Raw genomic sequence first — 21,329 nt, 5'->3', positions numbered from 1 at the left:
ATTGTTAAAGACCTATTCTGAAACCCAGTGAAAATTGTTTAACCGTTGGATAAGCAGCAGCATCACTATACCCGCTTATTAAGCTGTATGGATCATTACTTACCTCTGGGTCTGGACCAGGATATTTGGTTATTGTAAATAGATTGGTAGCCGATATGTAAACCGATGCCGACTGCATTTTCCATTTATCCATTAATTGTTTCGGGATTTGATAAGCCAGCGTAACCGACTTTAATTTGAGGTACGATCCATTGTAAATATCATTACTTGCTGTTGAGATATTACCTTGCTGTCCATACACCAAACGAGGGCGATCTGCCGAGGTGTTATCAGGTGTCCATCTGCCCAGTATCGCAATACCTTTGTTGGTTAAATCGGTAACCTTTTGATTGTTGATATCGGCCAGGTACAAGATTTTACCACCATAAGAATATGTGAATAAGGTTGTTAGCGATAAACCTTTATAATTTAAAGTATTAGTGTAGCCACCAAAAAACTTAGGTTCTGCGTTACCAATAATTTCGCTGCTGCTTACAAAACCGTAAGGCGACATTTTATACATCGGGTCGCCAATATTTAAGTACGGGGTAATGAAAGGATAAAGCGAATATTGCTTTTTGTATGCCGCTAACTGGGCAGGTGTATTGATGATACCGGTAAACTGCTGGCCATAAAACAAGCCAAGAGGTTTCCCTTCGCTGATAATGGTATTGCCAAGATAAGTACCCGATTCGTTAGGATCCGAGAAGTTTTGGTTGATGTTGGTAACCTTGCTGCGGTTAAATGAGATATTGAAAGCACCGCTCCAGTTAAATCTTTTACCGCGGATAAAGTCGCCGTGCAGTTCAATTTCTAAACCCCTATTTCTGATATCAGCAATATTGGCAATAACACTACTATAAGCCGAACTTGGCGCAAGAGCCTGGTTAAATAACAAACCGGAAGTGTTTTTTTGGTAAATACCGATATCGCCACTTAAACGCGAATCAAATAAGGCAAAATCTAAACCGGCATCTTTTTGCAAGGTAGATTCCCATTTAATAGTATTGTTACCCAATTGCGATGGCACTAAAGCGTTGGTTCCGGCATAAGAGGCGGGTGTATAAAGCGTACGGAACAGGTGATCGCCAATGTCCTGGGTACCGGTATAACCCGCACTTGCGCGTATTTTCAGGTCATTGATCCAACTCACCTTTTTAAGGAAGCTTTCTTGCGATAAACGCCAGGCCACACCACCTGATGGAAAGAATGCTGTACGGTTAGCCGCAGGGAATTTAGATGAAGCATCTGAACGGCCTGTGAACGTTAATAAATAACGGTCTTTGAAAGCATAGTTTGCACGTGCATAAAAGCTCAGTAATGAGTTTTGTGATGAATACGATTGCGGTGGCAGTACTACTGCCGCTGATGATAGATCTGTCAGCACCTGATCATCCGGGAAGCCCTGGCCTGATGCCTGGAAGGTATTGCTTTTATCTTGCTGCCACGATGTACCGGCTACAACATCAATACGGTTATTATCATCAAACTGCTTATTGTAGCTTAATGTGTTTTCGAATAAGAACGTGGTAGATTCTGTTTGTGATTGCGAGGCTATACCGTTTTGCGATGAAGTAGAACCTGCATCGCCCCTAACCAGTGCAGTACTTGGCGTATAATCGTGCTGATGGTATTGCTGATAATTTATTGACGCAATGCTTTTAAACTTCAGGTCTTTTAATATATCATACTCCAACGACATAGAACCTAATACAGCAGCAATTTTACCCTGGTTAATACTATTTTTAAGTAACGATAAAGGGTTTTGCACACCGCTCGATGCATAACTACCCAATTGATCGCCAGTAAAGGTGTTAATAGAACCATCTGCATTATAAGGGGCAAACGTTGGCGGAGCAAGTAAAGCCTGTGTATATGCGCCGTTGTTAACATCAGAAGTAGTAAAACCGTAATCGATATTATTAACAATGCGCAGTTTTGGTGTAATAATGTTATCCAGGTTTACTTTACCGGATATACGCTTAAAATCAGTACCTCTAACTACACCATCCTGATCAGTGTATGATAAGGAAGTGTAGTAACGTGATGCCTGACCGCCGCCACGTACCGATAAATCAATATTTTGGTTAAAGCTATTACGCAACACCTGATCCAGCCAATCTGTATTAGCGTTACCTAAAAAATTAGGGTCAGTTAATATACTGGTCGCTATTGAGTTGGCTGGTTTACCATTGTTGGTTAGCTCTGTGCTTAAATTCTGCGCGGCCTCGTGCATAATCATTTTATACTGATCAGCATCAAGTAACTTTTCTTTCTTCGGCGTAGAAACCCCTGCGTAATAATTTAACTCGATAGATGGTTTTTGATCGTACTTACCTTTCTTGGTAGTGATAATAACAACACCATTGGCTGCTTTAGAACCGTAAATTGCAGTAGCTGATGCATCTTTCAAAATGTCGATGCTCTCAATATCATTGATGTTTAGGCCACCTAAACTATTCAGGCCACGGGCAAATGCACCACTGATGGCGCCACCATTACTATCGTTTGCAGAAAGCGGGTTGACAACATCACCAGGGCTTGAAACGTATTTATTTTGAACCGTGATTTGTACACCATCAATAATATAAAGCGGATCATTACCACCCAAAATTGAAGTACCGCCACGAATACGGATCTTGGCAACCCCACCGGGTGAACCATCTCCCTGTACCACTTGTACACCAGAAGCTTTACCGCTCAAAGCCTGATCTAATGTGGCGAAGGGTACGTCTCTGATTTCTTTTGGATCGATAGATGAAACAGAACCGGTAAGGTCCTTTCTTTTAGTAGTACCATACCCTACCACTACCACCTGCTCTAAGCCCGAAACTTCGGGTTCGAGGCTTACATTAATTGGTGTTTGCGAGTAAACCGTAACTTCTTTGTTTTTGTAACCAACGTAACTAAATATCAGCACGTCGTTTTGAGCGGCATCTACATAATAACTACCATCATTAGTGGTTGATACTGCTTTGTTAACGTATTTACCGCCCCTGGTAACACGTACGGTAACGCCGGGCATAGGCTCCCCCTTTTCGTTAGTTACCTTGCCCTTAATACCTACCGAAATATTAAGCGTGCTTTTTAGTGCATCAAAAACAGAAGCATCCTTTTTCTGTACAACAATAGTTCTGTCTATTATCGAATAGTTTAAAGGCTGGTTAGCAAAGCAACTGTTAAGGGCATCCTCAACACTGGCATTTTTGAAATCAGCATCTACCTTATTTGCATTTTTCAGGTCCTGATCATTATAAAACATTAAAAAGCCGCTTTGCTTTTTAATGATCTTCAGTACTTTTTCGAGCGAAGCATTTTTCTCACTAAGCGTAACACGCTGACTAAACGCTGCTGCACTTACCTGTGTAAAACCTATTATCAATAGCAACGTAGTTATTTTCATAACCAACAATATTTTAGGGGGAAGCCATACCTTGGGCATGGCTATAGAGATAGCGTTAAAATTCATTACTTTTGTAAATGTTTGGGTTAATGTCTGTTAATCTGTATTCAAATAGTTTAACTCCTGCTTTACGCTGAAACCAAAGGCAGGATAGGGTTGGCTCAAATATTTGCCGGGAAGTGTTCCACCACTTTTCGGCTTTTTTATGAGTTCCTTATTTAGAAGAGATTAGAGTTGGGATCGTAAATATCTTATCATTTTTTTCAATGTTTAAAGGGTGAGCATTAGGGTTACTAAATAGTTTATTCTGTTTTTACAATTATCTTTTTGCCATCAATTTCAAACCTGCTTCCGGTATAACTTAATATTTCGAGCAACTGAGACAGGTTGCTGTTTCTGGAGATATTACCGGTAAAGGTTTTAACCGGCTTTTTATTATCGCTATAACTTACCTCTACATTATACCAGCGCGCTGCCTGGCGCATAATAGATTCGATACTTGCTTTGTTGAATTGGAACAAGCCGTTTTTCCAGGCTGTTGCCTCATCGGTATCAGCATGTTCAATAACTTTGATTGCGGCATTGCCGGCACCACCATTAACCTGTGCCTGCTGACCCGGAATTAACATAGCTGTATTTTGGTTTTGGGTTACCTTAACGCTGCCTTCTAATAAGGTAGTTTTAATAACAGGTTCGTCTGTATAAGCATTTACGTTGAAATGGGTGCCTAAAACTTCTACTACCTGCCCTTTTGTAACCACCCTGAAAGGTTTGGCTGCGTTATGGGCTACTTCAAAATAAGCCTCACCAGTAATTTCTACCTTGCGCTCATTACCCGAAAAAACTGTAGGATATTTAATAGACGACTCGGCATTTAGCCAAACATTAGTACCATCAGCCAGTACCAAATGATATTGCCCGCTGCGAGGCGTAGCCATCGTATTATAGGCCAATTGATTCTCATTCGTTGTATCCTTTATATGATATACAACCTCTCCATTAGCAGCTTTACTAATAACAGCGTTGCCATCGCTCGCCAGTTCGCCATTTTTGGCACCTGTTAGTTCAATAGTTTTACCGCTGGCCAGGGTTAGTATCGCTGTGTTGGCACCGGGCTTAATATCAGTTTTATATACTACAGCGTGAGGGCCATAGCTGGCACCATTAAACATAAAATATAAACCTACCGATAAAAACAACAGCACAGTAGCTGCAGCGGCTACACGCAGCCATAAAGATTTCTTAACAATTTTTAATTGTGGCTTAGGCAGGTTAAGCCATATCTCCTGCCCTATAGTCTCGATCCTTTCATCAGACAGATCAAGATCTTCATTTTGGTATTGAAACAGCCATTTTTCTACCAGTGCCTTTTCGGCATCGGTACAATTTCCTGCTTTGTATTTTATTAGTAGTTCTTTAGCTTTCTCGTATAGCATAGTATCAAATAAATAATTCTGACATTATTTAAAGCTATGACGAGGAACTACAGGCCTTACATGTAGATGAAAACATAAAAAAGTTTAAAATTTTTATGTTTTTATCTGCAAAGCAGAACAAATACTTAAAATTTAATAAGAAACAACAGGAATACGAATATACCGAACCTTGTTTTGAGCCTAAACAAAGCATTTGACACTTGCCGATCGACAGTTTTTTCAGAAATTGACAATCTTTCGGCTATTTCCTTATGGCTAAGATTTTCTTTACGGCTTAACTGGAAAATCTCTTTCATTTTCGGCGGCAATTGCTCAATCTCTTTTTCAATAAAAGCCTGTAGCTGCTTTTCTCTAACCAGATGATCGGTTTTAACCTGTTCGGTAGCCAGAAATCCGGCAAATGAAGAGATATACTTCTCTTCTACCTCCTGGTGCAGAAAATAATCGACCACGCGGTTATTAATTGCCGTAAAGAAATACCCCGCGAGGCTTGATCGCATCGCGATGGTTTCGCGCTTGTCCCATAAGGATACAAAAAACTCCTGTACAATATCTTTGGCTTGCTCCTCATCTTTAAGGCGCTTATAAGCATGTACAAAAAGCAAACGATAATAACGCTGATAAAGCTCCGCGTATGCCGCGTGGCTATTATCCTTCAGCAGGATAATCAGTTCATCATCACTAATCTTTGTAAGAGACATATTTGTTAACACGAATATAACGATTTATAAACGAAATACAGATCGAGCAGAACATTAGGTAATACCGATGTTGCAAAAGATAAAAAGATAGCCGGATTTGATTTATTTGAATTAAGCAATACAAATAGTTACCTCCCTCTTTAATTATCGATATTTTTTGTTACTTTTTGACAACTATTTAGCTAAATATTTGTTGAGCGAATCATGCAACAGGAAACAACCAAAACCAAGTACACCGATACTGAACTAAATGAATTTAGGGATTTAATTCAAGGTAAGATCAATATGGCCCGCGAAGAGCTATATGATTTAGCGGGCACATTAAGCGCATCCAACTCAAATGGCGATGATGCTGCCATTGCCGGCAAAACGCTCGAAGATGGATCGGCAACGTTTGAAAAGGAACAGATTAATCAATTAGCCGCACGCCAGAAAAAATTTATAGAGCAACTTGAAGCCGCGTTGATGCGCATTGACAATAAAACTTATGGCATTTGCCGTTCTACCGGGAAACTAATACCCAAAGAGCGACTGCGTGCAGTGCCACATACCACACAAACTATGGAAGCAAAGCTTAAACAGGCTTAAATATTTTGAGGGGACACTCAAACTCATTTATAAAAAAAGGCTGTCGATCGACGGCCTTTTTTTATAAATCAAGATTTTAAGGTAACTGATCTATAGGAACTATAATGTTTTAACCATTCAATTAATATTATAAATTTGAACGAATAATCCATTTATAAACAGGGTTGCTGGGTCTGTACCGCAATGAGATCAAGGTTCGTATTTATTTTCGTGATGGTTACCGTCTGGCTTGCCGGCGAGCTACATGGCCAACAGCCGGCTATCAGGTTCAGGCATATCAGCTATCGTGATGGCTTGATTCAAAGCCCTGTTGCTACCATGCTGCAGGATAAAAGCGGGTATATCTGGATTGGTAGCTGGAGCGGATTATCGCGTTATGATGGTACTACATTCAGAAACTTCCGCCCTAATGATGCCATTCCTACGGCTATCAGCCATAATCGAATTAATAAGCTATATGAAGATCGCGCAGGCATATTATGGATAGGCACCGGTGGCGGCCTTAATCGTTACAATAAAAACACCGAAACCTTTCAGCACGTGGGCCTGTCGACTGCTAAGGGTGGAGGTAACTTTATTACTGCCATACAACAGGATAACTTTAATAAATTATGGGTAGCCACGTTTAAAGGTGTCAAGTTTGTATCAGCCGATGCCAAATCATTAAAAACTGTAGAGGCCTGGAAAAACCAGCAACCCGAACTTTACCAGGGGATTGTATACGCCCTGGCCGAAGATAAGCGGGAAACCATTTGGGCCGGTATAAGCACAGGTTTAAAACGGTTTAACCCACAAACCGGCAGTATTATACCCCTGCCCGCTGTTGTTAGCGAAAATAAAACCCTCGCTTCGGCAAAAATCATTGTAATTAAGCAGGATAATAACAACAACCTTTGGTTCGGCACAGAAAACAGCGGGTTATTTATTTACAACCCCACACAAAACACATGCGTAAACGATGTTAACAAGGTTAATGACCCGGCAAGCCTCCCCTCTAACCTGGTTAACGATATACTGATAAAGGGCAATGAGGTGATGATCGGTACGCGTAACGGACTGTCGATCTTTAACCCCGATACCAAAAACTTTACCAATTATAACCACAACCCTGCCGATTCGCGCACGTTAAGCGATGGCTCTGTTTGGAGTTTAATGGAAGACCATACCGGCAATGTATGGATAGGCACTTACTCAGGCGGACTTAATATTTACTATCCGGGCAATTCAAATTTCACCAATATTGGCGAAAAGGTGGGCAACAATATCGGCCTCAGTAAACCTCTGGCCGAGGTTATTACCGGCGATAAGGATGGCGGCATTTGGGTAGGCTCATTCGGCGGTGGTTTAAATTATATTAACCGTAAAAACAATACCGCAAAGTATTTTACGGTTTCGGACACGAAGGAGCGTGAGGCCAGCGATGAAGTAAAATCGGTATTGATTGATTCACTGAATAATTTGTGGGCTGGCACTTTAGAAGGGCTTTTTAAATTTAATCGCAGCACGGGTACATTCAGCCATATTAAGCTCGAAACCATCAATAATAAAACCGGCACTAAACTCATTAATGCGCTGCTTGCTGCCAAAGAAGGCATTTGGGTAGGCACTAACGGAGCGGGGCTTAAACTTGTTAATTATAACGGAACAGAATCTGTAAAGCTAACCGCTAATGCAGGTGGCACTGAAGGCTTGGATGATAACTACATCAACTGCCTTGCGAGCCAGGGCGATGCCTTATGGATAGGCACGCAGAATGGCTTGAACAGATACGACAGGCGTACCCACACCTTTAAATCGTACAGGCGAAAAAATAGCGGGCTTGGCAACAACAATGTGCTATCCTTATTTATTGATAAGCACAACCGTTTATGGATTGGCACCGATGGCGGCGGGTTAAATTATCTTGACGAAAAGAGCGCCCGCATGTACCCGGTACGTGTTACAGATGGGCTAACGGATGATGTAATAGCCTCCATTATCGGCGATAACTCCGGCGCGCTTTGGGTGAGCACTAATAATGGCATTTCTAAACTAACATTTGGCAATGCCGCGTTTCCACTTGCAAAGGGTAATTACCACATTGCCAAATACAATGCAGCAAATGGGCTGCAAAGCAACCAATTCCTGGTTAACTCGGCCTATCGCACGCCCGAGGGCGAGATCTTGTTTGGTGGCATGAACGGCATTACCACATTTTTTCCCGACAGGATCATCAAAAACAAATTCGCACCTGATATTTTACTGACCGGGTTTGATATAAATAACAAGGCCGTGCCTTTCGGTAAAAATGAAGTGTTGGTATTGCCGGTTAATGAAAGCCCGAAGGTTAAACTCGCCTACGATCAAAACAACTTAACCATTAAATTTTCGGCCCTCAATTTCATCAACCCTGATAAAAATGTTTATGCCTACAAAATGGCGGGGCTTAAAAACAATGAAGAATGGTTATTAAACGGGAACCAGAAAGAGGTTAGTTTCACCAACTTATCGCCGGGCCATTATACATTTACAGTTAAAGCCTCTAATAACGATGGTTACTGGAATAACAAAGGCCGTACGCTCGAAATTGTAATTACTCCCCCACTTTGGGAAACATGGTGGGCTTACCTTATTTATATTTTTAGCGCTGCATTCCTGTTCTATAAAATTGTTGAGTTCTTCCAGATCCGTGCCAGGCTGGAGCGCGATTTGTATAACGAACACCTGCAAAACCAGCGCCAGGAAGAGTTTTACAAAATGAAGCTCGATTTCTTCACCAATATTTCGCACGAGATCCGTACGCCGCTAACGCTTATTCTTGGTCCGGTAGAGAACCTATACAATTCCACCATGGAAAACCTGCAGGTTAACAGGCAGGTACTGCAAATTAAAAACAATGCGGAAAGGCTGCTGCGGCTAATTGGCGAACTGATGGATTTTAGAAAGGCCGATACCGGCAACATGGTTTTATATGTACAGCCGCTTGCTATTACATCATTTGTGAAGGAGATTTATCTTTCCTTTATGTCGCAGGCCGAGAGCCGCCACATCCAATATGATTTTATAGCCGAAGCAACAGACACCAGTTTATACATCGATCACGACCAGTTGGAAAAGGTATTTTTTAATCTTTTATCCAACGCCTTTAAGTTTACGCCGGATCATGGACATATTACGGTTACCCTATCTCAATCTATTGATGGCTTTGCCATTAGCATTGCCGATAACGGTAAAGGTGTGCCTGTAGAACACCAGGCTAAGCTATTTACCAATTTTTACCAGGTACGTGATGGAAAATCGAACATGGGTACGGGCATCGGGCTTGCGCTTTCTAAAAGTATTGTTGAACTACATGGTGGCAGTGTTTCCTTTAAAAGTACGCCACAACATTCAGGGCAAAAAGGATCTACGGTATTTACAGTAAAACTGCCGCTTAATTTTACGCCTTCAAATAATGTTCATTTAATCGGGGATGGATCGGGAGCCGATAATGTGGCCTCATTCAGGCGCGAAGCGGAAATTGATATATTGAACACGCCGTCCCCAATAAAAACAAACACACAAGCTGCTTCTATAGTACTGGCCGAAGATAATGCCGAAATCCGCAGGTTCTTAACCGAATCGCTGCCGGGCTATCAGATCTCCGCATTTGAAGATGGCGCACAGGCTTTTAATTATGCCATTAACCACATCCCTGACCTTATTATCAGCGATGTAATGATGCCGGTAATGGACGGGCTGGAACTTTGCAGAAAAATTAAATTGGACGAGCGCACGAGCCACATTCCGGTAATTCTGCTAACCGCACTGGCCACGCACATACATCAGGTAAACGGCCTGCAAACCGGCGCTGATGTTTACCTAACCAAACCATTCAGCACCCGTTTGCTTGAATTACACATCAACAACCTGCTGGCCTCCCGCGAACTGATGCGGAAGAAATTTAGCCAGCAATTGGTTTTACACCCAAGACAGGTATTACTCAATAACCCCGATGAACATTTTATCCAGAAACTGATGGACATCATCGAAACCAATATGGAAAATCCCGAATTTGGTGTAGTTGCCTTAGGCGCCGAGATCGGCATGAGCAAGTCTGTGCTTTATAAAAAGATCTGTGCATTAACCAACCTCTCTCCCGCCGATTTTATCAAATCCATGCGCTTGAAACGAGCTAACGATTTATTACATCAGCAAAAACTGAGCGTTAGCGAGATCTCGGCATTAGTTGGCTTTAACGACCGCAAATATTTTAGCCAGGAGTTTAAAAAAATGTATGGCCAATCTCCTTCGGCTATTATCTCTTCGGCATCATAAAAGCCGCGTAAACCCGATAATAACGGTTTAAAAATCGAAATAAGTCTTTTTCGCCCCCTAAAAAAGTCATTTTTTGGCCTGCTTTCCTTTGCCCATTCCACAATTTTGACCATCCAATTATAACGGCCTTTGCCGCATTTTTTAACGTTTTTAAACTTTAATACAGATGGACCATTAGCGAACCCTGAAAGTGCGCATTGCATTTGCACGCCACAAAAATGAATTAACTCTTTACGATTAAACACTCCAATTATTAAACCCAAATCCAAATTATGAAGGTATTATACTTATTATTTTTAAGAAGGTTAAAACCGGCTTTGCTGTATCGCAGCTTGTGCCTGGCTTTTATGTTTATCCTCTTTCAAAGTGCTGCCCTTTATGCACAAAGCATTACCGTAAAAGGCAAAGTGACCGATGCCCAGGGCCTTGTATTGCCCGGTGCTTCCATCAAAGTAAAAGATTCATCTACCGGTGTGCTCACGGGTACAGATGGTTCTTATAGCATCAATGTACCCAATGCCAACAGTGTGTTGATCTTTAGTTTCATCGGCTATACTACCGAAGAACATGCCGTAGGTACAAACACTCAACTCAATGTATCCTTAAAAACCAGCGAACACTCTTTGAATGAAGTAGTTGTTGTGGGCTATGGCTCTATGAAGAAGAAATTGCTCTCTACCTCGGTAGGCGCAGTTAACTCCAAACAAATAGAAGACCGCCTGGTAGCCACACCGGGCGAGGCATTGTCGGGGCAAATTGCCGGTGTACAGGTATCCCAATCAATGGGCGATCCGGGTGCAGCGCCGGTAATCCTCATCAGGGGTGTGGGTTCAATTGGTGCAGGTAGCAGCCCGTTATATGTGGTAGATGGGTACCCGCTTAACAGTGCGGATGATTTTAACCAGATCAGCCCGGCGGATATTGAAAGTATCCAGGTTTTAAAGGATGCTGCAGCCGCTGCCATTTATGGCTCGCGGGGTGGAAACGGTATTATCATCGTTACCACAAAACGTGGAAAGGCCGGTGCTACCAAATTTAACTTTACAGGTAATACAGGTATAGCTAATGTATCGAAAAGAGTAGACGTGCTTAACACGCCCGAATATGTGGCTTATGTAAAGGATGCCTTTGCCAATTCAGGCAAGGTACTTCCGCCACTTTATAACAGTGATCCGTCTACCCTGCCCAATACCGATTGGCAGGACCAGATTTTCCGCACAGGCGTAACCCAGTCTTACTCACTGGCGGCATCAGGTGGTACAGATAAGGTAACCTTCAATGTAACCGGGTCGATTTATAGTCAGACAGGTATTATCAAAGCAACCGAGTTTAACCGTTATAATCTGAGGGCCAGTATGGATGCCAAATTGAGCAAAAAGTTAAAGTTTAACTTCAACATTGCACCCTCATTTGCAACCAACGATCAAACAGCTACCGGCGGTGGATTAAATAACGCACTGATAAATGGTATAGGTGTCAATCCTTCGGGTGTGGGCGGTACGGTTATCAGCGCCTTATTGCAACCTCCTTTGCTGCCGGTACGTCAACCTAACGGCGATTACTCTAACGCCACTACAATACTTTCTCCCGCCGGACAGGTATTCAGCGGTAACCCTTATAACCCTGTGGCTACGTTAGATCTTTATAAAGACAGAACTACTACAGGCCGTTTATTATCCAATACCGGTTTGGAGTATGAGATCATTTCAGGTTTAAAATTCAAAACAACCCTTGGTTTCGAGGCTATATTGAACAATCGTAATTGGTATGTACCAGCCACATTACAATCTGATAACGGCCCTACGGCAAATATCAACAACCCGTTGTTAACCAATATACGGGCACGTACAACGCAGGGGATCAATTACAATTATGTATCAGAAAATACATTAAACTACAATACTAAATTTGGGAAGTATCATGATCTTACCCTCCTTGCGGGTTATTCGTTCCAAAAAAATACCTATAACGAAACCAGCCAGTATGGCCAAAACGGTACCATTACTAACCCTATTGTACAGAACCCTAATGATGCAGGTATCATCTTAGGCACTTACGGCTATACATCAAACGCACTGATCTCCAGTTTCTTCAGGGCTAATTATGATTATAAGGAGAAATACCTTTTAACTGCGTCGATCCGTACCGATGGCTCTTCTCGCTTTGGTACCAATAAACAATATGCCACCTTCCCGGCTTTCTCTGCCGCATGGCGTATCGGCGAAGAAGCCTTTATGAAAAAGCAGGACGTGATCAGCGAGTTTAAAGTCCGTGCGGGTTATGGTGTAAGCGGTAATAACAACATTGGCGATTTCGCTGCGCAAAGCTATGCCACACAGGTTAACTACGTTTTCGGTGCCGGTAATGCAACGCCGGCCTTTGGTTTTTCGCCAACATCACTTGCTAATACGGACCTTACCTGGGAAACCAGCAAAACAACCAACATCGGTTTAGAAATAGGCCTGTTGAAAGACCGTATTTACTTTACAGTTGATGCCTATCACAAGCTAACAGACAACCTGTTGTTAAGCCGCGGTGTACCCGGTATATATGGTTTTGCTACCAGCATTTTCACCAATATAGGGTCGATGCAAAATAATGGTTTAGAGTTTTCTATCAATACCGTTAACCTTAAAGGCAAACTGCGCTGGACTACCGACGCTAACATTTCTTTCAACAGAAACAAGGTGCTTAAACTGACCGACGACGGCAATTTTGTAGGTTATGATGCAGCTTTCGGCTACACCAATTCTATCCGTGTTGTACCGGGCGAATCCATTTCGAGCTTCTACGGCTATAAACAAATCGGCGTTTATAAAGATGCTGCCGATGTTGCCGCAAGTGCCAAATGGGCGTCGGGTGGTTCAGTACCGGGGGATGTAAAGTATGCAGACATTAACGGCGATGGTAAAATTGATGCCAGCGATATTGTGAACATCGGTAGTCCGCTACCAAAGTTTACCTACGGCATGACCAACCGTTTCGAGTACAAGCGTTTTAGCCTGAGCTTCCTGTTACAGGGTGTATATGGTAATAAGATCCTGAATGCCTCAGACCGTTATACCGATTATTACAACGGCTCTTTTAACGTGCGTACCAATGCACTTAACCGCTGGGAATCGCCAACCGATCCGGGCGATGGCATGACGCCGAGGGCCGCTGTAACCAACCCATCATCAACCACCGTGGTATCAACCCGTAATATTTTCGATGGCTCGTATCTGCGCCTGCGCAATGTTAACTTAGGCTATACATTTACCGGCCGTACCTTACAACGCCTCAGTATCAACAGCGCCCGTTTATTTGTTAGCGGCGAAAACCTGGTTACGTTCACCAAATACTTCGGTTACAACCCGGAGGTTAATGTGTTTGCTGCATCGCCGCAGCCCCGCTATGGGGTCGATCAGGGTACCTACCCTCTGCCGCGCACCTTCTCAATCGGCTTAAACATTGGTTTTTAACTCTAATCAGCACAAAAAATGAAAAAATATATTTTAACCGCATTGCTGCTTTCTCTCGGGGTAACTGCATGCAAAAAAAGCTATATCGAACTACAGGACCCAACCAAAATTTCTACGACGGACCTTTATGCCGATGCCAACGGACTTAACCTGGCTGTAACAGCTGCCTACGGTACTTTACAGGATATCTATGGCAAAGGTACAAGCGGTACCGGTATGTATCTGTTTACCGATGTACCGTCTGACAATAGTAACGCGCTGGTATCGGGAGCCGGCTTAGGTGATTTCGACCTGTTTACCGTTGCACCCGAAAATATTAACCTTACAACTCAATGGCAAAGCTTTTACCGCTGTATTGCACGTTGTAATGCCATTATAGCCCGTGCACCGGCAGTTAACATGACGGCTACTTTACGCGACCGTTATATCGGCGAAGTTAAGTTTCTGCGTGCTTTAAGCTACTTTAACGCCGTACAGATATGGGGCGGCGTACCGCTGGTAACTACAGAGATAGCCAATATCGATGATGCCTTATCGTACGGCAGGGCATCAGTTGCTGATGTTTACGCGCAGATAGAGAAAGACTTTACAGATGCCGAATCCGTATTACCCGTTACCTATGCCACAACTGATCTGGGCCGTGCGACTAATGGTGCTGCTAAAGCCATGCTGGGTAAGGTGTACTTAACAGAAGGTAATTTCACTAAATGTAAAGCAAAGCTTGCCGAACTGCTGCCAAAAGGCTCAAACGCATGGGGCTATGATTTACTGCCTAACTATGCCGATATATTTTCTACCACCAACGAGATGAACAAGGAGATCATCTTCGCGGTTCGTTATACCAAAGGTGGTTACGGCACGGGCAGCCCGTTCTTTAACTGGTTTATCCCTAACCAAAGTGGTTCTACCATTGCTACTGTTGGCGGCGGATCGGGCTTTAACTCTATTATGCAAGATCTGGTTGATGCCTTCCCGGCTACCGACCCGCGCAAAGCTGTTTCTATCGGTACCTACACTACCACTGTAAACAAGGTTACTACCAACTATTACTACACCAAAAAGTACACCGACGTACCGGCCAATGCCAATGATAGCAATAACGACTGGATTGTGATTCGTTATGCCGACGTAGAGCTGATGTATGCCGAAGCAGAGAACGAAATAAACGGCCCCGCCAATGCCATTAGCTATGTTAATGACATCAGGAGAAGGGCTTACGGAAACACCACCAACGACCTTACTCCTGCACAAACCGCCACCCAGGCCTCCATGCGTTTGGCTATTGAGAACGAACGCAGGCTGGAGCTGAACATGGAAGGCCACCGTTGGTTCGATTTGTTGAGGACCAACCGTGCTATAACCGTAATGAATGCCTCGTTTACCAAGTATCAAACCAAAAACGGCGCAAATGTGATTCAGATCTCTGCACCGCACAACTTGTTGTTCCCGATACCGCTGCGCGAAATACAGATCAATCCAAAACTGACACAAAACCCATAATAATTAATAACAACAGTAATGCTAAAAAAGCTGCTTCTACTACCCCTGCTATGTTTAGCGGCAGGGGTATATTCACAAACGCCTGATGAATATACAATTACAGTAAGTGCAAAAATATCCAACCAGGGAACCGGACAAAAACCCGGTTTTCGTGAATGGAAGGATTACCCTACCCGCACGCTGGCTACATTAAAAGATTATAAACCGGGTACCGATGAGCAATTAAACGCCTACGGCTCTATCACTACACATAAAGTGGCTTCAACAGGCTTTTTTCATGTGATAAAAGATAAGGGCAGATGGTGGTGTGTAGACCCTGATGGTTATTTATTTCTGGATAAAGGCATGAATGACATCAACATCGGCAAATCTGAAAATAATAAGATTGGGTTCGACAGCCAGTTTAAAAACCCGGAAGACTGGGCTTTAAAAACCACTGAAATGCTGCGCGGATTGGGTTTCGATGGTGCAGGTGCATGGTCTGATTATAAACTGCTGAAAGATGTAAAAAAAGCACAGCCCCTCGCCTACACCGTAATGCTGGACTTTATGGGCAGTTATGGCCGTGATAAGGGTGCTTACCAGCAATCGGGACACCTGGGTTACCCGGACAATGCCATTTTTGTTTTCGACCCGGAGTTCGAGAAATTTTGCGATAAATACGCAAAGCAACTGAGCGCTAATAAGAATGAGAAAAACCTGTTCGGTTATTTTTCGGACAATGAGCTGCCATTCTACCGTAAATCGCTCGATAATTATCTCGGCAAAAAAGACCATACCGACCCGGGATATATTGCAGCAGAGAACTGGCTGAACGAGCACCATTATGATGCCGCTGCTATTACCGACCAGATGCGTAACGAGTTTCTGGGTTTTGTGGTTGATCGCTACCTGAGCATTGTATCTAAAGCCATCAAAAAATACGACCCTAACCACATGTATATTGGTTGCCGCTTTAATGGGTACGAGAAAACGGTTAAAGAAGTAATTACGGCCGCAGGTAAATATCTCGACCTGTTATCCATTAACTATTACGACCATTGGACACCCGATACAGGTGATATGAAAAACTGGACTGCCTGGTCGGGCAAGCCGTTTATTATTACCGAATGGTATGTTAAGGGGGAAGACTCGGGCATGGGCAACTACTCGGGCGCGGGCTGGGTTGTAAAAACACAGCAGGAACGCGGTCTGTTTTATCAAAACTTCACACTCGGGCTATTGGAGTCGGGTAACTGCGTAGGCTGGCACTGGTTTAAATACCAGGACAATGATCCCACCAACAAAAATGTAGACCCATCAAATACAGATGCCAACAAAGGGATACTCAATAATATGTACAAAGCGTATTTCGGATTAACTGAAAAGATGAAAGAGCTTAACCAGCAAGCTTATCGTTTAACTGAATTTTTCGACAATAGGAATAACCAAAAGCATTAATCCTTACTACAATTTAAGAAATGAAATTACGCCAGTTTTCAATGGCCTTGTTATTGTTGCTGCCTTTGCATTACGCTAAGGCACAACAACAGCAAGATCCTGCAATTATCCGTAAGGTTAACGTGTTATTGTCGAAAATGACCATCGAAGAAAAAGTTGGTCAGCTTAACCAATATTCGGGCAAGGCCATGACGGGGCCCGCTACCGCTAAACGCAGTAGCCTCGAAACAGAAATTAAAAGCGGCTGGGTTGGTTCGATGCTCAACGTTAAAGGCGCAAAAAACACGCATGATGTGCAGGCTATTGCCATGCAAAGCCGCTTAAAAATACCTCTGCTTTTTTCGCTGGATGTTATTCACGGTTATCAAACCACCTTCCCTATCCCCTTGGCCGAGGCTGCATCGTGGGATTTGGATGCCATCAAGCTATCAGCGCATCTGGCTGCCCGGGAAGCCGCAGCATCGGGCATCCACTGGACATTTGCGCCGATGGTTGACATTGCCCGCGACCCACGCTGGGGCCGCATGATGGAAGGTGCAGGTGAAGACCCGTATCTGGGTAGCCGTATTGCAGAAGCGCGAGTAAAAGGCTTTCAGGGCGAACATTTGGGTTCTACGGATGCCGTTATGGCTACAGCCAAACATTTTGCAGCTTATGGCGCAGCAACTGCAGGCCGCGATTATAATGCTGTAGAAATGAGCGACCATGAGCTTTGGCAAACTTACCTGCCGCCATTTAAAGCGGCGCTAAACGCAGGTGTAGCCACTTTTATGAACTCTTTTAATACATTAAATGGTATCCCGGCTACGGGCAACAGTTATTTACAGCGCGATATTTTAAAGGGCAAATGGGGTTTTAAGGGCTTTGTGGTGAGCGATTGGAATTCGATAGCCGAAATGGTGATCTGGGGCTACGCTAAAGACCTGAAAGATGCCTCGTTAAAAGCAATATCTGCCGGTAACGATATGGACATGGAGGCAAGCGCCTATCGCAAAAACCTGGTTGAGCTGGTTAAAGAAGGCAAAGTGCCTGTTACTATAATTGATGAAGCGGTTAAACGCATCCTGTACAAAAAGTATGAATTGGGCTTGTTTGATGATCCTTATAAGTTTTCGGACGAAACCCGTGAGCAGCGGGTGATGAATGATACCAGCACCCGTGGCGCAGCCAGAATGGTGGCAAGGAAATCAATCGTATTGCTGAAAAATGATGCAGAGACCCTGCCGTTGGCTAAGCAGGCGAAAACAATTGCGCTAATTGGTCCGCTTGGCAAATCAAAGCGGGATTTACTGGGCGCATGGATTGTTAACCAGGATACAACTGCCATTGTGAGTTTATATGATGGTATTAATTCCGCAGTAAGCAAGAATGCTAAGTTACTATATGCCCAAGGCGGAAGTGTGATGCACAGCAGCGAACAGGAAATAGCCGAAGCGGTTGCTGTTGCCCGTCAATCAGATGTGATCATTATGGCGCTGGGCGAAAAATTTGATATGAGCGGTGAATCCAAATCGAGGGCTAATATCGAACTGCCCGGCGATCAGGAGAAATTATTCGAAGAGGTTTCAGCAACAGGTAAGCCCGTTGTTGTAGTACTAATGAGCGGTAGGCCTTTAATTTTCAATACCATTGCCGATAAAGCTCAAGCCATACTTTCTACGTGGTGGTTAGGCAGCGAGGCAGGTAACGCAATTGCCGATGTTATTTTCGGCGCCTACAACCCTGGGGGTAAGCTACCGATGAGTTTTCCTCGCTCTATGGGTCAGATCCCTATCTTTTACGCACAGACCAATACGGGCAGACCTTATAATAACGAGCCGGATAAGCTGTATACATCAACCTATATCGACGAAAGTAATGCTCCGAAATACGCCTTCGGCTATGGGTTAAGCTATACCCAATTCAACTACAGCGACCTGAAATTGGATCGTGAAACGATCAAGATGGGCGATTCGATCCGGTTAAGTTTTAAACTCACTAACACCGGCAAGTATACAGGTGAAGAAGTGGCACAGTTATACCTGCGTGATGATGTAGCCTCTATAGTCCGCCCGCTGAAAGAATTAAAAGGATTTGAAAAGGTTAAACTAAAGCCGGGAGAAAGCAGGATTATTCATTTTACTATTGATAAGGACAAACTTTCATTTTTCGACAATAAACAACATTGGATTGCAGAACCCGGAACTTTCCATGTGATGATTGGTGCTTCATCTGATGATATAAAATTACAAAACACCATTACCTTGACTCAATAGTACATTATTAAAAGATTGAAAGTTTGAATATTAGAAAATTGAAAAGTCAATTTATTTGCTGATTATGTGCTATTCACAATTAGCTATACCGGGATGAACCAATCAATTATCCATATCGCACTTTTAGTTAAAGATTATGATGAAGCGATTGATTTTTATGTAAAGAAGCTCAATTTCAGCATCGTTGAAGATACCTGGCTTTCGGATACTAAAAGGTGGGTATTGATTAAACCACCGGGTTCATCGGGATGTTGCCTGCTTTTAGCTAAAGCGGCTGATGAATTGCAGGAATCAGCAGTTGGTAACCAGAGTGGCGGCAGAGTTTTTTTATTTTTAGAGACTGACGATTTTTATCGCGATTATAACCGTATGGTAACCAATGATGTTTTATTTGTGCGTGAGCCGGTTGAAGAAAGTTATGGAACAGTGGCCGTGTTTCAAGACCTTTACGGTAATTTGTGGGACTTGATCGAAAGAAAAAAGTGATCTTGTCACGAGTTCTGAAATTTTTCCAATAAAAAGAAAAGGCCTGACAATATGATTGTTAGGCATTTTCTTTTCCAATAATCTGATGAATATCTTTACTTTTATACTAAACGATTTTAGTTTTAATAAGCTCTCCGGCATTGACACCTAAAATTTGCGCATAATGAAACCCAGTAAAATAGTTGTACCCACTTTGTTTGAATGGGCGGGCGGGATGCCCGCATTTGAACACCTGTTTGATGAGTTTTACAACAAAGTACTTATTGACCCTTTGCTTGAGCCTGTTTTTAAGCACATGCCTCCCGAGCACCGCCAGCATGTAGCCCATTTTGTTGCCGAAGTACTGGGTGGACCAAAACTTTACAGTGAAGAAGGCGGCAGCCATTTTAAGATGATCAGCAAACATCTTTCACGGCATTTAACCCAGGAACATCGTAAACGCTGGATGGAGCTGTTGTTAGAAACCGCAGATGAACTAACCCTGCCTGATGACCCTGAATTTCGCTCGGCATTTTTGGCCTACCTGGAATGGGGCACACGTATAGCCGTTATTAACTCTCATCAGGATATTGCAAACGAACCGGAAGACATACCAATGCCCAAATGGGGCTGGGGAGTACCCGGAGGCCCATATATTCCTTAACCTTTAAAAAGGCCGCTATCGCTAATCGGTTAATAATTAATGGTATTGATGCTCCCTGCGTTGCGCAGGTGAATTTAGCAGGAAAACAATCCCGAGAAAAAACAATAGTGCTGCTATATAAGGCCACCAGCTCTCTGAATTTTGGGTTTGAGAAATAAGGCTCGGCCCTAAATCCATTTTATGCTCAATATCAGGAACCACATAGCCACTTCCAATTAGCGCACCTATACTCCATAGTATGAGCACGATACCTATTCTTCTGTTCATGATGTAATTGGTTATAATTGTAATTAAATATACAAATTATTAATCAAACCTGTTTTATTCACTTTATTGATTTTTTTTACGAAACCGTTAACTCTAATCTTAAACTACAGGCTTACTTAAGTCAAAAGCCCTAAAATTTATTTTTAAATAGTGTGAATAAAAGCGTCTATCTTTGGCGATCAAAAAAAGTATACAATCATATTTTCATGGCAAAAGCATCTGAAATTAAAGTAGGTAATATCCTACGCTTCAACGGAGAGCTGGTAACAGTTATAGAAGTTCTGCACCGTACACCAGGTAAAGGTGGGGCGTTCTATTTAGATAAATTCCGCAATATTAAAACAGGAAGAATTGTGGAGGCCCGTTTGGCTACCGACGAGCAGGTTGAGATTTGCCGTGTAGAAACCAATGATTACCAATACCTGTACGAAGAAGGTGATTATTTCGTAATTATGGATAACACCTCTTACGATCAGTTTAATATTCCGAAGTCACTGTTCGGTCCGGCTGCTAAATTTTTGAAAGAAGGCATGAACGTAATTGTTTCTTTCGAGAGCGAAGAACCGATTATGGCGCAGGCACCAAACTTTGTAGAATTAGAAATCACTTACTCGGAACCAGCCGTTAAAGGCGACACATCTTCGGGTGCTTTGAAAACTGCAACAACAGAAAATGGCGTTGAAATTAAAGTTCCTCTTTTTGTAAATCAAGGCGATAAAATAAAGCTTGATACCCGCACCGGGGAGTACGTGGAACGCGTAAAATAACGCAATTACCACCCATAAAACATAAAAAAAGCATTACTTAAATAAGT

Annotated in this window: 13 protein-coding genes; 9 read left to right on the top strand and 4 right to left on the bottom strand. The window is 42.9% G+C overall.

The features are described from left to right. Nucleotides 1–4 precede the first annotated feature (4 nt). From PQO05_RS14245 to PQO05_RS14235, 3 genes are all read right to left on the bottom strand, one after another. The gene (locus tag PQO05_RS14245; RefSeq protein WP_273627986.1) at nt 5–3,508 is read right to left on the bottom strand and encodes a TonB-dependent receptor; all 3,504 of its coding nucleotides are present in this window, start codon (nt 3,506–3,508) and stop codon (nt 5–7) included. A 236-nt stretch (nt 3,509–3,744) separates the two neighbouring features. Then, a complete protein-coding gene (locus tag PQO05_RS14240) occupies nt 3,745–4,878 on the bottom strand; it encodes a FecR family protein (protein ID WP_273627985.1) in 1,134 nt (377 codons plus the stop codon). A gap of 125 nt (nt 4,879–5,003) precedes the next feature. Further along, a complete protein-coding gene (locus PQO05_RS14235; protein ID WP_273627984.1) occupies nt 5,004–5,579 on the bottom strand; it encodes an RNA polymerase sigma factor in 576 nt (191 codons plus the stop codon). A gap of 204 nt (nt 5,580–5,783) precedes the next feature. On the opposite strand from PQO05_RS14235, the gene PQO05_RS14230 reads away from it, so the two are divergent. The 8 genes from PQO05_RS14230 to PQO05_RS14195 all read left to right on the top strand — a co-directional run bounded on the left by PQO05_RS14230 (nt 5,784) and on the right by PQO05_RS14195 (nt 20,248). Continuing rightward, a complete protein-coding gene (locus tag PQO05_RS14230) occupies nt 5,784–6,167 on the top strand; it encodes a TraR/DksA family transcriptional regulator (RefSeq protein WP_273627983.1) in 384 nt (127 codons plus the stop codon). A gap of 183 nt (nt 6,168–6,350) precedes the next feature. Then, nucleotides 6,351–10,463, top strand: coding sequence for a hybrid sensor histidine kinase/response regulator transcription factor (locus tag PQO05_RS14225; protein ID WP_273627982.1), 4,113 nt, complete (start codon nt 6,351–6,353; stop codon nt 10,461–10,463). Between the two features lie 272 nt (nt 10,464–10,735). Next, nucleotides 10,736–13,924, top strand: coding sequence for a SusC/RagA family TonB-linked outer membrane protein (locus tag PQO05_RS14220; protein WP_273627981.1), 3,189 nt, complete (start codon nt 10,736–10,738; stop codon nt 13,922–13,924). 18 nt (nt 13,925–13,942) lie between these two features. Next, nucleotides 13,943–15,424, top strand: coding sequence for a RagB/SusD family nutrient uptake outer membrane protein (locus PQO05_RS14215; RefSeq protein ID WP_273627980.1), 1,482 nt, complete (start codon nt 13,943–13,945; stop codon nt 15,422–15,424). An 18-nt stretch (nt 15,425–15,442) separates the two neighbouring features. After that, complete coding sequence (locus PQO05_RS14210) at nt 15,443–16,864, top strand: hypothetical protein (RefSeq protein ID WP_273627979.1); 1,422 nt, start codon at nt 15,443–15,445, stop codon at nt 16,862–16,864. 20 nt (nt 16,865–16,884) lie between these two features. Then, nucleotides 16,885–19,119: a beta-glucosidase BglX gene (gene bglX, locus PQO05_RS14205; protein WP_273627978.1), complete on the top strand. Its 2,235-nt coding sequence runs from the start codon at nt 16,885–16,887 to the stop codon at nt 19,117–19,119. Between the two features lie 93 nt (nt 19,120–19,212). Then, nucleotides 19,213–19,605: a VOC family protein gene (locus PQO05_RS14200; protein ID WP_273627977.1), complete on the top strand. Its 393-nt coding sequence runs from the start codon at nt 19,213–19,215 to the stop codon at nt 19,603–19,605. 163 nt (nt 19,606–19,768) lie between these two features. After that, entirely contained in the window at nt 19,769–20,248 is a 480-nt protein-coding gene (locus PQO05_RS14195; protein WP_273627976.1) for a group II truncated hemoglobin, read from the top strand. Between the two features lie 36 nt (nt 20,249–20,284). Here PQO05_RS14195 and PQO05_RS14190 read toward each other — a convergent pair whose 3' ends face one another. Continuing rightward, nucleotides 20,285–20,515, bottom strand: a complete 231-nt coding sequence (locus PQO05_RS14190; RefSeq protein ID WP_273627975.1) for a hypothetical protein — start codon at nt 20,513–20,515, stop codon at nt 20,285–20,287. Nucleotides 20,516–20,721: 206 nt separating this feature from the next. Here PQO05_RS14190 and efp point away from each other — a divergent pair, with 206 nt between their 5' ends. Continuing rightward, the gene (gene efp / locus PQO05_RS14185; protein WP_273627974.1) at nt 20,722–21,282 is read left to right on the top strand and encodes an elongation factor P; all 561 of its coding nucleotides are present in this window, start codon (nt 20,722–20,724) and stop codon (nt 21,280–21,282) included. Nucleotides 21,283–21,329 lie beyond the last annotated feature (47 nt).

This window comes from Mucilaginibacter jinjuensis (genome assembly GCF_028596025.1).
Taxonomy (GTDB): Bacteria; Bacteroidota; Bacteroidia; order Sphingobacteriales; family Sphingobacteriaceae; genus Mucilaginibacter; species Mucilaginibacter jinjuensis.
Note: the sequence above shows the minus strand (reverse complement) of the source record. Positions and strands in the feature narration are given on the sequence as shown.